This window comes from Anaerovibrio lipolyticus DSM 3074, from assembly GCF_900141865.1.
Lineage (GTDB): Bacteria > Bacillota > Negativicutes > Selenomonadales > Selenomonadaceae > Anaerovibrio > Anaerovibrio lipolyticus.
The window spans coordinates 168,698-186,381 of the sequence record NZ_FQYW01000006.1 but is presented as its reverse complement, the minus strand read 5'-3'; the positions used below and the strand labels follow the sequence as shown (position 1 = coordinate 186,381).

Below are 17,684 nucleotides of genomic sequence, written 5' to 3'. Positions count from 1 at the left end.
CACCTGTTCCCATTCCGAACACAGTAGTTAAGCACATAAACGCCGAAAGTACTTGGCTGGAGACGGCCTGGGAGGATAGGAAGTTGCCGGTTACATTCCTCGATAGTTCAGCCGGTAGAACGACGGACTGTTAATCCGTATGTCGCAGGTTCGAGTCCTGCTCGAGGAGCCATTTTACCCCTGGGGTGATTGGGGTATAGCCAAGTTGGTTAAGGCACGGGACTTTGACTCCCGCACTCGTTGGTTCGAGTCCAACTACCCCAGCCAAAACGGTTCACTAGCTCAGTTGGCAGAGCACCTGACTTTTAATCAGGGTGTCCCGGGTTCAAATCCCGGGTGAGCCACCATGAGTCCTGTTTTGGAAAGTTAATATTATGACTCACTAGCTCAACTGGTAGAGCATCTGACTCTTAATCAGCAGGTTCGGGGTTCGAGTCCCCGGTGGGTCACCATTTATATGGGCGCTTAGCTCAGCTGGGAGAGCGTCTGCCTTACAAGCAGAATGTCAGCGGTTCGATCCCGTTAGCGCCCACCATTATTATGGCCCGGTAGTTTAGTTGGTTAGAATGCCGCCCTGTCACGGCGGAGGTCAGGGGTTCAAGTCCCCTTCGGGTCGCCATTATGCCTCGGTAGCTCAGTTGGTAGAGCAGGGGACTGAAAATCCCCGTGTCAGTGGTTCGATTCCGCTCTGAGGCACCATTTTTATGCTGGTGTAGCTCAATAGGTAGAGCAGCTGACTTGTAATCAGCAGGTTGGGGGTTCAATTCCTCTCGCCAGCTCCATTGATTCTTACGCGGGTGTAGCTCAATGGTAGAGCCCCAGCCTTCCAAGCTGGTCACGTGGGTTCGATTCCCATCACCCGCTCCATAATAGAGTATTTTTGCCGGGGTGGCGGAACTGGCAGACGCACGGGACTTAAAATCCCGCGGTAGGAGACTACCGTACCGGTTCGATTCCGGTCCTCGGCACCACTAATAAAATGCTTGATTGTGCAAATTCAATATGTTATAATATTTGGTGTTATGCGGCCGTGGCGAAACGGCAGACGCGCTAGCTTCAGGCGCTAGTGGGGGTTGACCCCGTGGTGGTTCAAATCCACTCGGCCGCACCATATATATATTTAGTAATAACATGCGGTTGTGGCGGAATAGGCAGACGCGCTACTTTGAGGGGGTAGTGATCACAAGTCGTGTGGGTTCAAGTCCCACCAACCGCACCATTAAAAAATAACCGAGTTTATACTCGGTTTTTTTGTGCCCTTAAAAGGAATTTAGAGGTTTATGACGAATTAAAATCGTACTAGGGGAGAATATGTAAGTTAACGTTTTTTATGGAGGGATTCTATGGCAGATTTTATGAAAGATTCCAGCGTTAAGACTAAATTGATGCTGGTAGCTGGAGTGACTATCTTTATAGCAATGTTGGTTATGGGTATTGTCCTTAACGGAATAATTACCAGTAATCAGAAAGATTCATTCCAGGAAGAAACAAATCTTCAGGCTGTACAGGTGGATAACACCATGAACATTTTCCTGGAGGGACTTCGTGATGGCTTAGTTAACATGAGTAATGACCCTGTTTTACGCGCGGGTGGTAATATTACCGTCTATAGTGATGGTGAGGTTGATTCCAAGGGCATGATTGCTATGGACCCTGCCGGCAAGGGCGGATATGAGCTTGCTGCATACGATGTTTTCCATCGTTTTGCTGAAGCTAACAAGGGTTCCGTATCTGTCGTAAGTCTTGGTACTACCGATGGTGGTTTTCTTCAGTATCCTGCTGTTAAGCGTAAGAAGGGCTATGATGCTCGTACCCGTGACTGGTATAAGGAAAGCATGGCAGCAATGGACAAGGTCCGTATTACTGCTCCGTTTATGACTTCCAAGGGTACTCCTACAATCGGTATTTTCATGGTTTTGAAGGATAATGTAAACAATCCGATTGGCGTTCTTGGTATTAATATAGACTTGCCGGTTATTACTGATATGATCAGTGAGATTAAGATCGGTGAAAGTGGTTACATGGTCGTAGTTGATTCCGAGGGTACTATATTTGCTGATCCTGCAAACCCAGACCTGAATTTCAAGAAGCTCTCTGAGGTTGAAGGTGAGTTCAGCTCTTTGGCAAATGTAAATGATGGTATGGTTGAAATTGAAATGGACGGTGTAAATAAAGTTGTTTCTGTTTATACCTCCCAGCAGACTGGTTACAAGTATTTAACTGTTGTTGATGAATCTCAGCTTCTTGCACCGGTTCGTCATATGCGTATTACCTTGGTTATTGTTCTTGTTGTAGCTCTTGCTCTTGTTCTTGGCATGATCTACATGATGTGTACGGCTCTCTTTAGACCTCTCAGAGTATTGGCTAATGCGTCTGAAGAGATTGCTGATGGTAATATCCGTCAGTTCCGTATGGATTATGATGCCAACGATGAAATTGGTCGTCTTTGTACTGCCTTTGTTCAGATGACTGAGCATTTAAAGAGCCTTTTGGAGCAGATTCAGTCCAGCTCTCAGCAGGTTTCTGCTGCATCCAATGACCTGTCTGATGGTTCCGATCAGTGTGCAGAGACTATTACCCATGTTGCTGGCAAGGTTTCTGATATTGCTGGTGCTGCTCAGCAGCAGAATGATACCATGATTACTGTTGTTGATCAGATTCGTAACATGACTGATAATGTATCTTCCATTGCATCCAGTGCTGAGCGTATGAGCAGTGCATCTGCAAATGCAGGGGAGGCTGCTAATAAGGGTGAAGCCTCTATTAAGCGTGCAGTTAGTCAGATGAATCAGATTTCTACCACTGTGGAGCAGTCTGCTGGTGCAGTTGCTAACCTTGGTGTTCGTTCTCAGGAAATTGGCGAGATTATTAATACCATTTCCGGTATTGCAGATCAGACCAACCTGCTGGCTCTCAATGCGGCTATCGAGGCTGCAAGAGCTGGTGAGCATGGTCGTGGCTTCGCCGTTGTAGCTGATGAGGTACGTAAGCTGGCAGAGCAGTCCTCCGAAGCTGCTGCTGAGGTTGCTTCCATCATCCAGGCCATCCAGAGTGAAACTCAGAAGGCTGTAAACAGCATGAAGGAAGGTACTGCTGCAGTTAGAACTGGTAGTGAAGTAGTGGCTGAGGCTGGTACTCAGTTCCAGCAGATTGTAGACAACGTAAATGAGGTAGATGCTCTTATTAAGGAGGCTGCCAAGGCTGCAAATGCAACTGCTGATTCCAGTATGGCTGTACTGAATTCCGCTGAGGATGTTGAACAGGTTACCAAGACCGTAACCGCCAGCATAGATGCTATATCTTCTGCTACTGAGGAACAGTCAGCTACCATGGAAGAGATTGCTGCTTCTACCCGCAATCTGTCTGATTTGGCTGATGAGCTTCAGAGAGAGCTTAAGAAATTCAGATTCTAATTTTTTCATTAATAAAAACCAGTGTCTTTCGGGGCACTGGTTTTGTTTTGCCATAAAAAGGGTGACGTATAGAATTTTTCCATAAATATATGATACAATACCATTACTTTTAATTTATATTAGTATAGAGGTTAGGCTATGTTATTATTTTTCTCTATTTTATTTGTTGTGCTGACAACAATTATAATGGTTACTCAAAAAGCATTGGGAGTTATTTTATCACCTGAAAAACTGGGTAAGGCACAGCGAAAACTGCTTTATGTTGATCTTATTTTAATAGTTGGCATGATTCTTGGGTTTACCAAGCTGCATGGTACAACAGCAGGTGGCATTATTTTACAGGTGTCCACCCTGATCTTTATGGCTCAAATTGTCTATGATTGGTTGGCTTTGGCATATGTATTGGTAAAATATTTAAAGAAAAAGCTGTTTGATGTACCGGAGGATCCGCAACGTCGTAAATTTTTGAAGGGAGCTGCAGCCTTGCCAGCTGCAGCAGTGACTGTTTCTGCTTATGGCGGAATTATCGAAAGGCATCAGACTGTGGTAAGACACTTTAATGTTCCAGTGGAAAATATACCTGATGATATAAATGGGTTGTCTGTAGCGCAGCTTAGTGATATTCACCTTGGCCCTTTTATGGGGCTGGAGGAGTTGGATAATCTGCTGCAGCAAGCTAGCGGTTTGGAATGTGATATGCTGGCCATTACCGGTGACTTATTTGATGATAATAAAATCAATTATAAGGCTGCCAAGCTGGTGGACAGCTATGTTGACAAATTTAAATACGGGATTTATTACTGCTGGGGAAATCATGAGCACATGCGTGGTATTCCCGCCATTGATATCGCAATAGAGGGAACCAGAATAAAGAAGCTGGAAAATTCCTTTGATATGGTTACAGGGGAAGCATTGCCAGTTTATGTTGCAGGAGTGGATTATCCGATTAAACGGGATCAGTTTGATTTTTTGAAGGAAAAATATACGGAGCTTGCTCTAAAGGAGATTCCGGCAAACTCAGTAAAGATATTGCTGGCTCATCACCCTGACTTTATAGACTCAGCGGCTAAGTATAAAACCAATTTGGTACTTACAGGACATACCCATGGAGGACAGCTGGGCTTCTTTGGTATTCCTCTTGTACCGCCAATATTCAAATATTTGCGTGGTGTATATCACGTGGGAAATACTATGGGGTATGTGCATTCAGGAAATGGCAGCTGGTTCCCATTCCGTTTTGGCTGTCCACCGGAGATTGCTGTATTCACGCTTACAGAAAAGTAAGAGGGAAAAGCAGGATTTTCATGCCTAGGCGTCGTATTGAAAACACGATAGGTTCGTACTGGAAACATCATAGGAGGGATGCATCATGAACATGAAAAAACTGGGTGCTATTTTGTTTGGCTGCATCATGGCAGGCGCGGTACTTGTTGGGTGCGGAGGACAGCAGGGCAATCAGGCGGGAACCCATGATACTCAGATTAAGATTGGTACGTTGACTCATTTGAATGCCAGTGAAGAAAGAATCAACGAAGTAATGAAGAAGATTGATGAAGAGACAGATGTGAAGCTTGCCCATGATTATGCTTATTATGACAAGCTTACCTCCATGTTGATGGGGCTCGAATCCGGCAGTGTAAAGGAAGTGAGCCTCTACAATAGTGTTGCACAGTACCTGATAAACCGGAATGATAAGCTGGCTATAGTAGAGCATAGTGGTATGAATTTGGAGGATTCCTTTTGTTGTGCTGTCCGCACGGAAGATAAGCAACTGAAGGCTGATCTGGATAAGGCAATTGGCGAGATGAAGGCGGATGGTACCCTTGATAAATTTGTGAAGACCTATATTACTGATTTAAAAAAAGGGGAGGAACCACCTGCAGTTACGATGCCGACAAATAATGGTAAAAAGCTGAAGATTGCAGTAACAGGCGATTTGCCTCCTTTGGATTTGGTTTTGACAGATGGTACACCAGCAGGCTTCAATACAGCAGTGCTGGCGGAAATTGGCAAGCGTCTAAATATGGATGTGGAAATAGTGCAGATAGACAGTGCTGCCCGTGCATCCGCTTTGGCCTCAAAGAAAGTGGATGTGGTTTTCTGGGTAGCAGTACCGAAGGGAGACTCAAAGGTGCCGGCTGATATTGATAAACCACAGAATATGGAGATGACTACTCCATATTATCAGGACAGAATAGTTCACGTTGGTCTGAAAAAATAATTTAATATAGCTATATTTGTAACAAATAAAAAACAGGGCACCGATATTAATCGGTGCCCTGATATTTTTTATACATGGCGGAGTGGGAGGGGTTCGAACCCTCGCGGCCTTGCGACCCTAACGATTTAGCAAACCGTCCTCTTCAGCCTCTTGAGTACCACTCCATATATGGCGGAGAGGGTGGGATTCGAACCCACGGTGCCTTGCGACATCACTGGTTTTCAAGACCAGCTCCTTAAACCACTCGGACACCTCTCCATAGCAATAAACATTATAACAAAATCAAATATTTGCTGTCAAGGAAAGCGTAAAAGAGACTTAATCAATTTAAGCCTTAGATTAACATTGATTTAGACAATTTAAAAAAGGATGCCATCAGACATCCTTTTTAGACTTTGGTGCAGGTCGGCTATAATCACGTTCAGCTATAAGAAGTTCAAGCTTTAACTCGTATAGCATGGCATTTATCTCCAGCAGAGACTTATTATTTTGTAAACCATGTAAAATCACTGCATCCCGTTCGTTTTTTACATCCAAGGTATAAAACTGGGCTAAACGAAGTAATAGTTGCAGTTCATCCAGGCTGGTATTAATGGCTAGGCAAATGCAAATCAAAACATCACGGCTGGGGTTTCGCTCCCCGCGGAAAATCTTATATATATAGTCACCTAAATTGGCCGCACGGGAAATTTCTGCCATAGAAATTTCATATTTTTCAGCCAGTGTATTTAAATACTCTGCTGGGGTAATATTAATAAAATCGCTTTGATGTTTCTCTATGAAAGCCTTTAAATCGTCTTTGTCAATTAACTCAGAGAGCAAAGCACTTGTATTCGCCATATGTTATAATTCACTCCCTTGAAAGATTTTCCTGCATATAATTTTGCCACAGAATGGCCAATAAGTCTTGGACTAACTGTCCAATTTTATACAATTGGAATATTTTTCTTCAAAGAAGAAAAATTTGAACAATAGCGTTATAACTCGGTGAATAGTGTAATTCACCTCGTTGAAACGCTAATTAGTAGATTTTCCTTCTAAAGAAGAAAAATTTGAACAATGGCGTTATAATCAATATGGGGAGTTGATGAAATGTCTGCCATTGATTTTATTGACGACAGCTTCGTGGTAGAAAGGGAACTTTCACGAAATGAACACGGTATTGTTATGCTGGTAAAAAGAATAGCTGATGATAAATTATTTATTCGCCGGGAATACCGGGAGGATAAAAGAGATTTGTTTTATAAATTAAAGGAATTGGATATACAGGGGATTCCTCACATTTTGTATGTAATTTTTGCAGGCAGAACCGTTGTAATTGAAGAATATATTGAGGGCATTTCCCTGGAGAATGTAGCTCAGGGAAATGCTACTTTACCTAATTTTACCATAACGGGGTTATTAAAGGACATATTGCCTGTAATACAGCAATTTCACGAAGCCAGCATTATTCACCGGGACATTAAACCGGAGCATATCATATTGGACAAAAACTTTAAGCCATATTTGATAGACTTTGGCATTGCCCGCATTAATAAAAAGCATAATACGCATGATACGGAAATTCAGGGAACACGTCGTTTTGCACCCCCGGAGCAGTTCGGATATCAGAGTACAGATCAGCGGTCAGATATTTATTCATTAGGGCAAACTCTGGCCACCCTATTGCCAATTATGGCCATGACACCTCATGAAAAGAAGATTATTGAAAAGGCAATGGCCTTTGCTCCGGCTGACCGTTACCAAAGTGCCACGGCAATGCTAAATGCTTTACTAAATCCGCCGCAGAAGGTAAGCTGGTATGCATTGGTGGGGATAATCCTTCTTATTATTGGGGCAGGGGGTGCGTGGTATCACCATACCCTTATACAGGAGCAGGATAACAAGGGAGTCATTGAAGAAATAAATATAGATGGGGAAGGTCCTGCACCTTTACCGGAGGGTGGAGAGAATAATAGAGAAAAAACTTCTGAACAAGGTGGCATAACAATGCCATCGAAGACTGAAACAAGAGAAAAGAACGTGGATATCCAGACTGTACCTACAGATAATAGGCCACTACACATAGCTCAGGGAAGCAGCAGACAGAAAACAGTTAATATAAATGGCTCCAATGTAATTGTAGCCGCTACCAATACTGGCACGCAGCTAAATGTGCAGCTTTCAGACAGTAATGGACATACAGCATCCCATTATTTTACATATCAGCCACCGGCCATTCATAATTATGACAATCCTAATACCATGGATGGGGATATTATATTTATGGATATCAATGGTGACGGGATTTTGGATATTATCCCTATTATGACCAGTGCCCTTGTTAAAGGTGGAAACGATTTGGTGGACAATACCAACGCCTGGGCCATTACATATAATCCTACCAGTGGTTTTTACCGTTGCAGCGGCATGGCAGATACCCAATATTTGAAGCTGGGCGATGGCTACCTTATTGATGGAGATATGATGGTATACACTGTAAGGAATAACACGTTCACGGCAAGTCCTTTCTAAGAGAAGACCTTTTATTTTGGGAAAATTGGACTGGAAGTACGACGATTAAAAAAATATTTTGCTAAATTTGCATTAATATAGTAATGTATTTAGGATTGATATGTAATTTTGAATATAGAAATAGAAAGATGAGTAAAAGTGAAGTTATCTACAGGATTAATAATAGCGTTGATAGTTATGGGAATAGGCGGAGGTTGTGGCTTTCTTGTGGCTTCGGCCAATATTCCAAGCAATTTGCCGGATATTCAGCCAGCTCTAACATCACATATTTATGACATAAAAGGGAATGAAATAGCTGTTGTACATGCTGAGGAGGACAGGGAACCAGTCAAAAGTGAGGAAATACCGGAAAATTTAAAGAAAGCCTTTTTGGCAACGGAGGATGTGCGGTTTTACCAACATATAGGCATTGATTATCGTGGAGTTATGCGTGCTATGTGGGAGAATATTTCACACCGTGAAGTTGCCGAGGGCGGTTCTACCATTACTCAGCAGTTGGCACGAAATGCTTACTTAAATCAAGAGCGTACCTTTAGCCGCAAAATTCAGGAGATGTTTTTGGCACTTAAAATTGAGCATAGGCATACCAAGGAAGAAATCCTGGAAATGTACCTTAATCAGATTTACTTTGGGCGCGGTGTCTATGGTATCCAAGCAGCATCAAAATATTATTTTAACAAGAACGTGAAAGATTTGGACCTAAATGAATGTGCTATGCTGGCAGGGATACCGAAAAGCCCTAATCATTATTCTCCTTTAAATAATTTGGAGGAAGCTCAGAAAAGGAAGGCTGTGGTTTTACAGCAAATGGCCAAATATGGTTTTATCAGTTCCTCCACTGCCCAAAAGACGGCAAAGCAAGAAATACATTTAGTTCAATCAGCTCCAAGGGAAGTAGGTGACGCTCATTATTTCATTGATTATGTAAAGCAGACAATCATAGATAAATATGGCGATGACGGATTGTATAAGGGTGGGCTGAAGATTTATACCACCCTTGACATGGATATGCAGCGGGCCGCTGAGGAGGCTATGAAAAACTTACCGGAGATGAATGAAGCTAATGGGTTAAAACAGCCTCAGGGGGCATTGGTGGCTATTGAGCCTCATAGTGGCTATATAAAGGCCATGGTAGGTGGTCGGGGAACAGATCTGTTTAATCGCGCAGCATTGGCGGAAAGACAGCCTGGTTCTGCCTTCAAGCCATTTGTTTATGCTGCTGCCCTGGAGTCTGGCTATACGCCTGATTCAATTGTTGCTGATACACCATTTACTAAGTATGGCTGGAACCCACAAAATTATGACCGCAGCTTTTACGGAAGCGTTCCACTAAGCTCTGTTTGTGCTCAGTCATTAAATGTGGCAACGGTGCGGGTGGCAGATGATATAGGTATTGATAAGGTTATAAAGTATGCTCAGGATATGGGGATATCCACCTTGGTGCTGGAAGGAGAACGTAATGATGTTAATCTTTCCACTGCGCTGGGCGGAATAACAAGGGGCGTAACTCCATTGGAGCTTACCAGTGCCTATTGCACCTTTGCCAACAAGGGAATTTATGCTAAGGGCACACCTATAGTAAAGGTACTGGATAAGGACGGCAATGTTTTGGAGGAATATCCTAATCCTGCTAGTTCAAGGCGGGTGCTAAAGGAGGAGACCGCTGCAAATCTTGACAGTATGTTACAGGGAGTAGTCAGTCATGGCACTGGTACCAGAGCCAATATCGGCGGCCATGTGGCAGGAAAAACCGGTACAACCAGTGAATATCACGACGCCTGGTTTGTGGGTTATGTATCTGATTTGGTAGTGGGGGTGTGGATTGGTACCGATGATAACCAGACTATGGGCACAATGACTGGTGGCACACTACCTGCAGATATATGGAGAATTTTTATGAAGGGTACAGGACATTGATGTAATGAGTTAAACATGTAATTTGTAAGAGCAATTGGATTATTTCGTTCGGACTACACGCCAATGCCAATACAGGTGAACACCAAGTTAATGCAGGAAAGTAGATGTCTGCTAATTATCCATAAAGCGGGAGTCGTTGCGGTGCAGCGGCTCTTTTTTTGGTGACATTGGACTCAAAGTACAATAAATTAAGAACCATTCTTGATATAATTACAATAATAGAGTTTTTTTATAACGCCATTGTTCAAATTTTTCTTCTTTAGAAGAAAAATCTTCCAATTAGCGTTTCCCTTTCAGGACTAGCTTCGCGTCGCAACGAGCTGGGAGATATTCTCACCAGCTGTTGTAGTTTGTTTTCCACACCTAAAGAGGAAGGGGACATCTTAAAGCTCGTTATATTGATGTGTTTAATGAGGAGTGAACATATTGGCTAAAATTTGTAAAAACTGTGGAAGTAAAATAGACGATGAAGCAGTGTTTTGTGCTAAATGTGGCAAAAAAATAGCGGTTAGCGGGGCACTGCCAGTACCATCGGACAATAATAAAAGTAAATCTTTGGGACCAGATTATGCAACTAGGGATGAGGCTTTGAGCTGGTGGAATTGGAGAGGCAGGTTAAATAGGCAGAGGTTTATACTACGTTCCCTTATACTCACGACGATTGCTATTGTGGTTGGAATTATACTTTGTGGGGGAATTAGTTTTTTTATAACTACTACAGTGATGAGCGGACAAGATGAGGATGCTGTTTTGGGGATGATTTTTCTTATGTTATTATGTGCATTGCCTTTTTTATTACCACTTTCTGTGTTAAGCTTTTTTATATCCATAAAGAGAGGGCATGACTTGAATATCCCTGGTTGGGTTGTGGTAATTGTGAGTTTATTAGGTGCCTCTTTTTTCCTTTCAATATATTTGGCCGTTGCTAAAGGGAATGAAGGGCCAAACCAATATGGTGATGATCCTCTTAAATATCCGGGAAGTATCTGAGTAAGATAGTTTTAAATTGAAATAGTATGGGTAAAAGAATATGAAAAGATTGTATGGTTTATTATTAATGCTAATAATGTGCTTCGTGGTTTCAGGCTGCTTCAGCGGTAACGGGACTATGACGATTGGTGAAAATGGTAGTGTAGACTATGAATTTATATTCGTTGGAGATAAAGATGTCTTTGGCAATGAAGTTGAAAAGCAGGGTGAAATGCTTAGGGAGAAATTAAATAGTTCAGCCAAAGTTGAACCCTATAAAAATGGTAATATGAGTGGTTATAAGATGACTGCTCATTATCCATCTATAGTTGAATATGCACGTAATCTTACTTCCGAATATAACAAAGATTGGCAAGTAAAACGGGTAAAGGGCTGGTTCTTTGATGCTTATTCCTTCGATTTCCCTTTTAGGTATGAGCAGCATTTTAAGCATATTGACCCAAGGCTGGAAGGGCTTACCCAAGCAATGGTTGCAACAGGGGAAATGGAGATTAAATTTAATCTGCCGTACGCAGCAGATTCCAGTAATGCAGATAATGTTACAAATAACAATAAAACATTAACCTGGGATTTGGCCGAAGCTTTTAGTGTGGGTGCCGATAAGGATATACAGGTAAAATTTAAAATATGGCATAAATCACATGTAATAATTACAGCAATTGTAATAGGGGTATTGATTTTAATATCCATTATATTGGGGATTATGTCATTTACCTTGGATGGTAGTGGGAGAATAGCGGCTGCTATTTTTTCTGTATTACTGTTCTTTGGTGCATTAGCATTGGGTGGTATATCATTGTATATGATATCAAGCACACCTAATTTTAATGACAATACAATTATTACCAAAGCAACACAGAAGAAAGATGAAAAAGCATCAAAGACGAATGCTAAGTCTGCCGAACCACCTCCGGTAACACCAGCACCATCTACTGGGGGAACATCTAAAACCAGTGGCCCGTTAAATGGTATGGATTTGTCATTGGGGAATATCACCATTGGAGATACAACAGAAAAGGTCCGGTCTGTTATGGGAAGTCCTGGCAGAATAGTAACGGAAAATGGCCAGGCCCACTGGAAATATAATGATATTGACGTCATTGTATATGAGAATAGGGTTAGTGAAATTATTTCCAGCACATCGGCTGCCAGCACCCCAAGGGGGTTCCACGAAGGCTCCCGTATAAGTGATGTTTGGCAGACCTATGGCAATAATTATCGACATGAAAAATATGGAAACCTAGACTTGTATGAATATCCAATTACCTCTAATGATGGTGTACCGTGCTTGCTGCGCTTTGCTGTTCGCCAAGGTGAGAATACTGTGAACTATGTAAGTATGCGAAAATTATGAGAAAATTAATTGCGAAAATATTCCTTGTCATATTGGTGCTTGCTGCCGCAGGAAGCTTTTTTCTGGCCTTTGTGCCGCTCAATAAATATGTGGCATGTGTAAGAGGAAGCACAGGACAGATGCATGATATCGAGACGAAAGAAGCTACTTCTCAAGCAGTGGAGATTGGTGATAGCTTTGACAAATACTTTAAAAATCCTAAATGGCACCACCTTGAATCAGGTAATTGGCGGCATATAGTAGAGTTTAACGGTGAGTGTGACTATGATGGCAAACCGGCAAAAGCTAAGATACAATTTATTATAAGCCAGGAAACTCGGGTGGAATCCATCCTTGATTTCAAGATTTTATACCGTGTGGGCGCAATAGCAATAGATGATAAGATTTTGACAACGCAAGAAAGAATGGACTTTCTGGATAAAATTATAAATAGTAGGTAGTAAGGAGGAAAACGTATGAAAAGAGTAATCAAAGTTTTATCAGCAGTGTTATGTATGTTTGTCATTCAATGCGGAATTGCGTTGGCATCACCGTCAGCTGCGGCGTATTCTGAGATAATTAATTCATTGCCGGCAGTGGGACAGAGAGTAGGAAGCCTGCCAAGCTATGCACAGGCCCTGCCTCCTATGGGATACGGCGTACCACCGCAGGTAGTTCGTGGAAATTATGGTGGTCTGGAATTCGTTGAGGTTTTATCAGGCGGTCGTGTCATGCAGCTACAGATTAAACCAGAGGCAGGGGATACAGATACTACATCTATATCTGGTTCTATAGTGTCTACGCTTTCAGCAATTTATGGTTCGCCTATAACAACAGAGGATGGGAACTATGTTTGGGCAAGCTGGGTGGCAGGCTCGTATTCCCCAAGAACAGGAATAATATCGCTCCAGCGGTAAAAAAGAATGATTATGAAAGGGGCTGTATTTACGGCTCCTTTTTGTTATTACTAAATATTAAAATTCCTGCGAGTCATTGTTGATAGTGAGCATGATAAAATAGTATAATTATATCGAAATCTGATATGCACTGCATGAGTGATGAATATCTCGTGCAGGAGCTAATGATGGAATAAATAATAATTGTCAAATTTGCAGTTGAACTATAAATTTGCCATGGAATGTAGGAGTCGTTGCGTTGCAATGGCTTCTTTTTTTATTGGGCTATTGGACTCAGAGTACAACACTTTTAAATGTATATTTGCTAAAGTAGTCTTAACATAATTTGAGTTTTGTGCTTAGGTTGTAAGTCTTGGGGGGAAGGCAAATGGTAATTGCAAATAACATTTCCTCAAATATGATCTTGGGGGAGTTACATAAAAATACAAAGAAGAAGTCCAAGGCTGCTGGTGAGCTATCTTTGGGGGAAAAGATACGCAATGCGGGGGATGATGCTTCCGGGTATGCTATTTCTGAGAAAATGAGAGTACGCATCAGAGCATTGGACCAGGATGACCAGAATGTTCAGAAGGGTTCGTCAATGCTTCGAATAGCAGAGGGGGCTATTCAGAGTCAGCTTGATATAATGAAAAAAATCAAGGAAAAGGTTATTGATGCCCATAATGATACCAATACTGATATAGACAGAGCTACTATTCAGAAGGAGCTGAACCAGAGCTATGATGAGATACAGCAGATAGCCTGGGAAACCACCTTTAATGGTAAGCTCCTTTTGGTGGGCAATACCAAGGCAGGTAAAATGTCCTCGTGGAAGGTGCTGGATAAGCCTATAAGGATTCCTGAATCAGAATATAATTTTATAGATGATGTATATGATGATTTGGATGGTATTTTTGGCCCATTTGATGTATTTTCACGTTATGGCACCCATGAGTCTACGATTGAGCCACTTTTGGGAGATAAATCCAGCGTAAATCTGGCTGGTGGCGTGAATAATGAGTATATTCAGCACGATCCACAGGAGATTACACCTGCCACCTTTACATGGGATTTGAGCAGCTATTTGGTGGGGGATTTAAATGGCAAAGGCTTTTCTTGTGGCGGATACAATTACGTGCTGACAACTGATACCAGTAAGAATTATAAAAATGCGATACAGATTGATATTAGCGGGTTAAGTACAACAGAGGAGATTGCGTCCAAAATTGCCAGCACCCTTTCAGGAAAATCACCGGTAGCCAGTGCTTCTGTTGAGGACTCTAAAATCACATTTACTACAACGAATCAGTACAATGATATAAAATACATAGATGGTTACAGCAGGTCAGCTAGTGAAGAGCCTGTTGTTGTTAAGCCAGGCGTGCCAGCTAAACCAGCCCATAATGGGCGTACGGCAGCGAATAGCACCAATGTATTTTCCAATGAGACTATTTATGGAACTAAAGAGGAAGTTATATATCATCCAGCTATAACGCATAAGGAACGGGATCCTGCTACAGATTTGGAAAAAATTGTGACTGACAAAGAGGAGTGGAATGAAAAAATCAAGGATGCCACTTCGGCTGTTTTGACAAAGAATATTTCCGGTGTAACAGCAGATACCGGCATTACCATAACAGGTTGCGGGGGTACAGCTTATCTAAAGATTGAGGAAGGTAATGCTGCTTTGCACCAGGATGACGAAGGAGTTTGGGTAGTGGGGAAAAATGCCAGCATATCTAAAACTCAATTAAAGTCTTGGGTGGAGATTGGAGACCCTAAAGCTGGTTCCACTATTGGTGTTACTTTTACAATGTCCGGGGGAGTGGTGACATTGGAGACTACAGGTAAAGGCGGGTCTTATTATATCACTGTAAAGGATGGGATTGCAGGGAAAGAGGCAATACCGGCAGAACCAGAAGTCCCGGCAGAATATGGTACTCCCAAATATTATGAGACAGTTACTGCTTTGGATACCAGTTCCGTCTCTCTTTCATCTGGTGGTATACCAAAAGGGCCAATCGAGACGCTGCCTGGCAAGGAAGCAAGCTATACCATGGATTTAACAGCCTATGATACCACCGACGAAGATAAATTAACTGAATTTGTGGATGCTTTGGTAGGAAAATGCTTAAAATCTACTAATGGTAGCTACTATGGATTCATTGACACAACGGAACCGAATTCCATGGAAGCAGTTCAGCAAAACAAGCCTGGACAATATGGCACAGTATATGATGTTGATTTGAAGATACTGCGGCAGACTGTAGAAGGCGGTACTAGCATAGCAGATGCCTTTATAAATTTAATGACATCGAAAGACAGCAGGCATTTTTCCGATGGAAGCGATGGTGGAGCAGGAACTAAAGCTTTAATCGCAAAGGCTGGTTATATTGGCGAAAGCGGTAACGACTTGACACTGGAAATTAGTGAAAGTAAGCTGGCTCAATATACTATAGATTTTAAAAAGGTTTTTGATGAAAAAAATCCAAAGCTGCCAGATGATTTGGTGGGTAAGGGGTTTCGGGTTTATTGTTCAACTTGTCCGGAGCAATGGGTTAATTTCTATTTTTATGATGGCAGTGATGAGGCAGAGGAATTTCGTCCAGCGAGCGGTTCATCGGGGGCAGATATTATGAACGTGAGGGTGGATGTTATTAACCTTGCTCATGTAACGGATTTAGAGTCCTTTGTTGAAGCTGTCCGTACCCAGGCAGGGCAGGCTATTCAAACTATACGAGATGGACATCCCCATATGTTGGCTGTGGCTGGCAATGTGGAAAAGGGTACTGTAACTATTTATGATACACGGCCATTTGATGTTCTGTCATATCCATACAATACGATGTATCCTGCCTTACGGGAAAAGGGGGCCAAACTGGCTGACCAAACCATGGATGATGTTATTAAAATCGATAAGGATATTTATGTAAATGATTTGGTGATTCATCATACTGACCGGTCCAGCCAAAATATCCATGTGAGAATTCCTCAGACATCTCTGGATCACCTGTTTGATTATGTAGAAGAGTATGGGGGGATAGAAGATTATAATGTAATGACGAAGGAGAGTCGGGAGCTTCTCTTGGGGACTGTTAGTACAAAAATAGAAAATGGTCAAACAGTAACGAAAACTACCAGAGGTTATCTGGATATGGCTATTGATTACCTGACGGGGGCAAATACTTTAGTGGGGGCTCAGATTAGCCGTTTGGAAATGACGGATAACAATATTATTACTCAGGAGGAAAATACCCAATCCAGTGAAAGTACCATTCGCGATACAGATATGGCTAAAAGTGCCATGAGTCTGGCAACGGCCCAGATATTGGCTCAATCCGGTCAGGCAATGCTCAGCCAGTCCAACAAGAACAGCTCTATGGTGCTGAGTTTATTACAATGAAAAATATTATTCTGGGAACTGTCACATATTTTGCGGCAGTTCTTTTATGGTGCATCCGATATTTTTTCCAAAATCATTAACACTTTTCGATTTCAGACATATAAAGAATAGAAAGAAGAAATAAAACGCTTTCGGGCGAAGGAAACGAAAGGGTGATTTTATGAAAATGGATAAATTAAACAAACTCAGCAATGATGAACTTAAGCAGGTAGCCGGAGGATGCGACTATGAAACATCCAATGATAGCAAATTTTTGAATGTTTTGCTCAGGGGAACCGATTATCATCGTTGTGATCGCTACGGTAAATTTAAAATTTTTTGGGGGAGCAGCAAACGTTATGGCCCATGTGAAGATATTGAAAATTCTTGGAGGGTGCTTGGCATTGAGATGGTTCCTTACGCCGTTGATCATAATGAATACTGGCTGAACGGCAAACTACTCACGAGGGACGAGGCTTGGGATTATGCGGAAAAATTAGTGGGCAAGCACTTGGAACGCAAAGATTGGGATTGGTGATTAAAATTACTGAACAGGTACAGAAAGATGAGATGACTGGTTGATGTGAAATAAAGGAGATGTTGAAAATGATGAAGAATATAGCGATGAACAAATTAAACAATAGCCAGCTTGAAGCTGTTGTGGGCGGCGCTAGCTATGAGTCATTTGAATTATTCCACGCTTTAAGAGACAACTATGCTTTTCAGAAAGATTATCCCAGTCTTTTTGCCCCTCCGGTGAATCAGGAGATTACCATAGATGATAAAGCTATGGCGAAAGCACTCTTGGAAAAGCTGGGAATTAAAGCGCAGATTAACTGGGGTGCTGATACCTGGTCTGATTGCAATATCTACACGGCTGCGGACACTGGCAAGATACTGTATCATAGGGATGTTATAAATGCCATAAAGAATTACAAAGGTTAATATGGCCGTTGTAAAAACAGAAAAACTAATTGATTGAAAAAAGGAATTAGCTACATTGAGCACGAATACATGT

Annotated in this window: 13 protein-coding genes, 14 tRNA genes and 1 rRNA gene; 25 read left to right on the top strand and 3 right to left on the bottom strand. The window is 42.0% G+C overall.

Going from position 1 to position 17,684, the window contains the following annotated elements:
* The 16 genes from rrf to B6K08_RS04035 form a co-directional block, all read left to right on the top strand.
* Positions 1-92, top strand: a 5S ribosomal RNA gene (rrf, locus tag B6K08_RS04110); the annotation flags it as partial.
* 4 nt (positions 93-96) lie between these two features.
* A tRNA-Asn gene (locus B6K08_RS04105) sits at positions 97-172 on the top strand.
* A gap of 18 nt (positions 173-190) precedes the next feature.
* Positions 191-267: transfer RNA gene (locus B6K08_RS04100), tRNA-Gln, on the top strand.
* Positions 268-271: 4 nt separating this feature from the next.
* A tRNA-Lys gene (locus B6K08_RS04095) sits at positions 272-347 on the top strand.
* A 29-nt stretch (positions 348-376) separates the two neighbouring features.
* A tRNA-Lys gene (locus B6K08_RS04090) sits at positions 377-452 on the top strand.
* 7 nt (positions 453-459) lie between these two features.
* Positions 460-535 (top strand) — tRNA-Val (locus B6K08_RS04085).
* A 7-nt stretch (positions 536-542) separates the two neighbouring features.
* Positions 543-619: transfer RNA gene (locus B6K08_RS04080), tRNA-Asp, on the top strand.
* A gap of 4 nt (positions 620-623) precedes the next feature.
* Positions 624-699 (top strand) — tRNA-Phe (locus B6K08_RS04075).
* Positions 700-706: 7 nt separating this feature from the next.
* Positions 707-782 (top strand) — tRNA-Thr (locus tag B6K08_RS04070).
* 11 nt (positions 783-793) lie between these two features.
* Positions 794-867: transfer RNA gene (locus tag B6K08_RS04065), tRNA-Gly, on the top strand.
* Between the two features lie 15 nt (positions 868-882).
* Positions 883-971 (top strand) — tRNA-Leu (locus B6K08_RS04060).
* Between the two features lie 53 nt (positions 972-1,024).
* A tRNA-Leu gene (locus tag B6K08_RS04055) sits at positions 1,025-1,111 on the top strand.
* A gap of 22 nt (positions 1,112-1,133) precedes the next feature.
* Positions 1,134-1,219: transfer RNA gene (locus B6K08_RS04050), tRNA-Leu, on the top strand.
* Between the two features lie 124 nt (positions 1,220-1,343).
* On the top strand, positions 1,344-3,413 hold the full coding sequence (locus B6K08_RS04045; RefSeq protein WP_039206743.1) for a methyl-accepting chemotaxis protein: 2,070 nt from the start codon (positions 1,344-1,346) through the stop codon (positions 3,411-3,413).
* Positions 3,414-3,599: 186 nt separating this feature from the next.
* Positions 3,600-4,697 carry a metallophosphoesterase gene (locus B6K08_RS04040; protein ID WP_159446683.1) on the top strand — a complete coding sequence of 366 codons (1,098 nt, stop codon included), beginning with the start codon at positions 3,600-3,602 and terminating at the stop codon, positions 4,695-4,697.
* Positions 4,698-4,782: 85 nt separating this feature from the next.
* Positions 4,783-5,634 carry a transporter substrate-binding domain-containing protein gene (locus B6K08_RS04035; protein WP_039206739.1) on the top strand — a complete coding sequence of 284 codons (852 nt, stop codon included), beginning with the start codon at positions 4,783-4,785 and terminating at the stop codon, positions 5,632-5,634.
* Positions 5,635-5,709: 75 nt separating this feature from the next.
* On the opposite strand, the gene B6K08_RS04030 is transcribed toward B6K08_RS04035, so the two are convergent.
* The 3 genes from B6K08_RS04030 to B6K08_RS04020 form a co-directional block, all read right to left on the bottom strand.
* Positions 5,710-5,798: transfer RNA gene (locus B6K08_RS04030), tRNA-Ser, on the bottom strand.
* Between the two features lie 5 nt (positions 5,799-5,803).
* Positions 5,804-5,892 (bottom strand) — tRNA-Ser (locus B6K08_RS04025).
* 117 nt (positions 5,893-6,009) lie between these two features.
* A complete protein-coding gene (locus B6K08_RS04020; RefSeq protein ID WP_052211920.1) occupies positions 6,010-6,474 on the bottom strand; it encodes a helix-turn-helix domain-containing protein in 465 nt (154 codons plus the stop codon).
* A gap of 252 nt (positions 6,475-6,726) precedes the next feature.
* On the opposite strand from B6K08_RS04020, the gene B6K08_RS04015 reads away from it, so the two are divergent.
* From B6K08_RS04015 to B6K08_RS03975, 9 genes are all read left to right on the top strand, one after another.
* Positions 6,727-8,148: a serine/threonine protein kinase gene (locus tag B6K08_RS04015; RefSeq protein ID WP_080325444.1), complete on the top strand. Its 1,422-nt coding sequence runs from the start codon at positions 6,727-6,729 to the stop codon at positions 8,146-8,148.
* A gap of 138 nt (positions 8,149-8,286) precedes the next feature.
* The gene (locus B6K08_RS04010; RefSeq protein WP_407639834.1) at positions 8,287-10,065 is read left to right on the top strand and encodes a transglycosylase domain-containing protein; all 1,779 of its coding nucleotides are present in this window, start codon (positions 8,287-8,289) and stop codon (positions 10,063-10,065) included.
* Positions 10,066-10,491: 426 nt separating this feature from the next.
* Entirely contained in the window at positions 10,492-11,055 is a 564-nt protein-coding gene (locus B6K08_RS04005; protein ID WP_159446682.1) for a DUF805 domain-containing protein, read from the top strand.
* Positions 11,056-11,095: 40 nt separating this feature from the next.
* Positions 11,096-12,409 (top strand): hypothetical protein, encoded by a 1,314-nt coding sequence (locus B6K08_RS04000; protein ID WP_143254829.1) that lies wholly within the window; start codon positions 11,096-11,098, stop codon positions 12,407-12,409.
* Positions 12,406-12,849 (top strand): hypothetical protein, encoded by a 444-nt coding sequence (locus tag B6K08_RS03995; RefSeq protein WP_080325441.1) that lies wholly within the window; start codon positions 12,406-12,408, stop codon positions 12,847-12,849. The genes B6K08_RS04000 and B6K08_RS03995 overlap by 4 nt, the downstream gene beginning before the upstream one ends.
* Positions 12,850-12,864: 15 nt before the next feature.
* A complete protein-coding gene (locus B6K08_RS03990; protein ID WP_080325440.1) occupies positions 12,865-13,305 on the top strand; it encodes a DUF4179 domain-containing protein in 441 nt (146 codons plus the stop codon).
* Positions 13,306-13,672: 367 nt separating this feature from the next.
* Complete coding sequence (locus B6K08_RS03985; RefSeq protein WP_080325439.1) at positions 13,673-16,687, top strand: flagellin; 3,015 nt, start codon at positions 13,673-13,675, stop codon at positions 16,685-16,687.
* Positions 16,688-16,847: 160 nt separating this feature from the next.
* A complete protein-coding gene (locus tag B6K08_RS03980; RefSeq protein WP_080325438.1) occupies positions 16,848-17,204 on the top strand; it encodes a hypothetical protein in 357 nt (118 codons plus the stop codon).
* Positions 17,205-17,272: 68 nt separating this feature from the next.
* Positions 17,273-17,611, top strand: coding sequence for a hypothetical protein (locus tag B6K08_RS03975; protein WP_080325437.1), 339 nt, complete (start codon positions 17,273-17,275; stop codon positions 17,609-17,611).
* Positions 17,612-17,684: the final 73 nt, after the last annotated feature.

What these genes read in the sequence shown, in the direction of transcription:
- B6K08_RS04045 (WP_039206743.1), top strand. Translation starts at nt 1,344, where the DNA reads ATGGCAGATTTTATGAAAGATTCCAGCGTTAAGACTAAATTGATGCTG.
- B6K08_RS04040 (WP_159446683.1), top strand. Translation starts at nt 3,600, where the DNA reads ATGGTTACTCAAAAAGCATTGGGAGTTATTTTATCACCTGAAAAACTG.
- B6K08_RS04035 (WP_039206739.1), top strand. Translation starts at nt 4,783, where the DNA reads ATGAACATGAAAAAACTGGGTGCTATTTTGTTTGGCTGCATCATGGCA.
- B6K08_RS04020 (WP_052211920.1), bottom strand. Translation starts at nt 6,474, where the DNA reads ATGGCGAATACAAGTGCTTTGCTCTCTGAGTTAATTGACAAAGACGAT.
- B6K08_RS04015 (WP_080325444.1), top strand. Translation starts at nt 6,727, where the DNA reads ATGTCTGCCATTGATTTTATTGACGACAGCTTCGTGGTAGAAAGGGAA.
- B6K08_RS04000 (WP_143254829.1), top strand. Translation starts at nt 11,096, where the DNA reads ATGAAAAGATTGTATGGTTTATTATTAATGCTAATAATGTGCTTCGTG.
- B6K08_RS03995 (WP_080325441.1), top strand. Translation starts at nt 12,406, where the DNA reads ATGAGAAAATTAATTGCGAAAATATTCCTTGTCATATTGGTGCTTGCT.
- B6K08_RS03990 (WP_080325440.1), top strand. Translation starts at nt 12,865, where the DNA reads ATGAAAAGAGTAATCAAAGTTTTATCAGCAGTGTTATGTATGTTTGTC.
- B6K08_RS03985 (WP_080325439.1), top strand. Translation starts at nt 13,673, where the DNA reads ATGGTAATTGCAAATAACATTTCCTCAAATATGATCTTGGGGGAGTTA.
- B6K08_RS03980 (WP_080325438.1), top strand. Translation starts at nt 16,848, where the DNA reads ATGAAAATGGATAAATTAAACAAACTCAGCAATGATGAACTTAAGCAG.
- B6K08_RS03975 (WP_080325437.1), top strand. Translation starts at nt 17,273, where the DNA reads ATGATGAAGAATATAGCGATGAACAAATTAAACAATAGCCAGCTTGAA.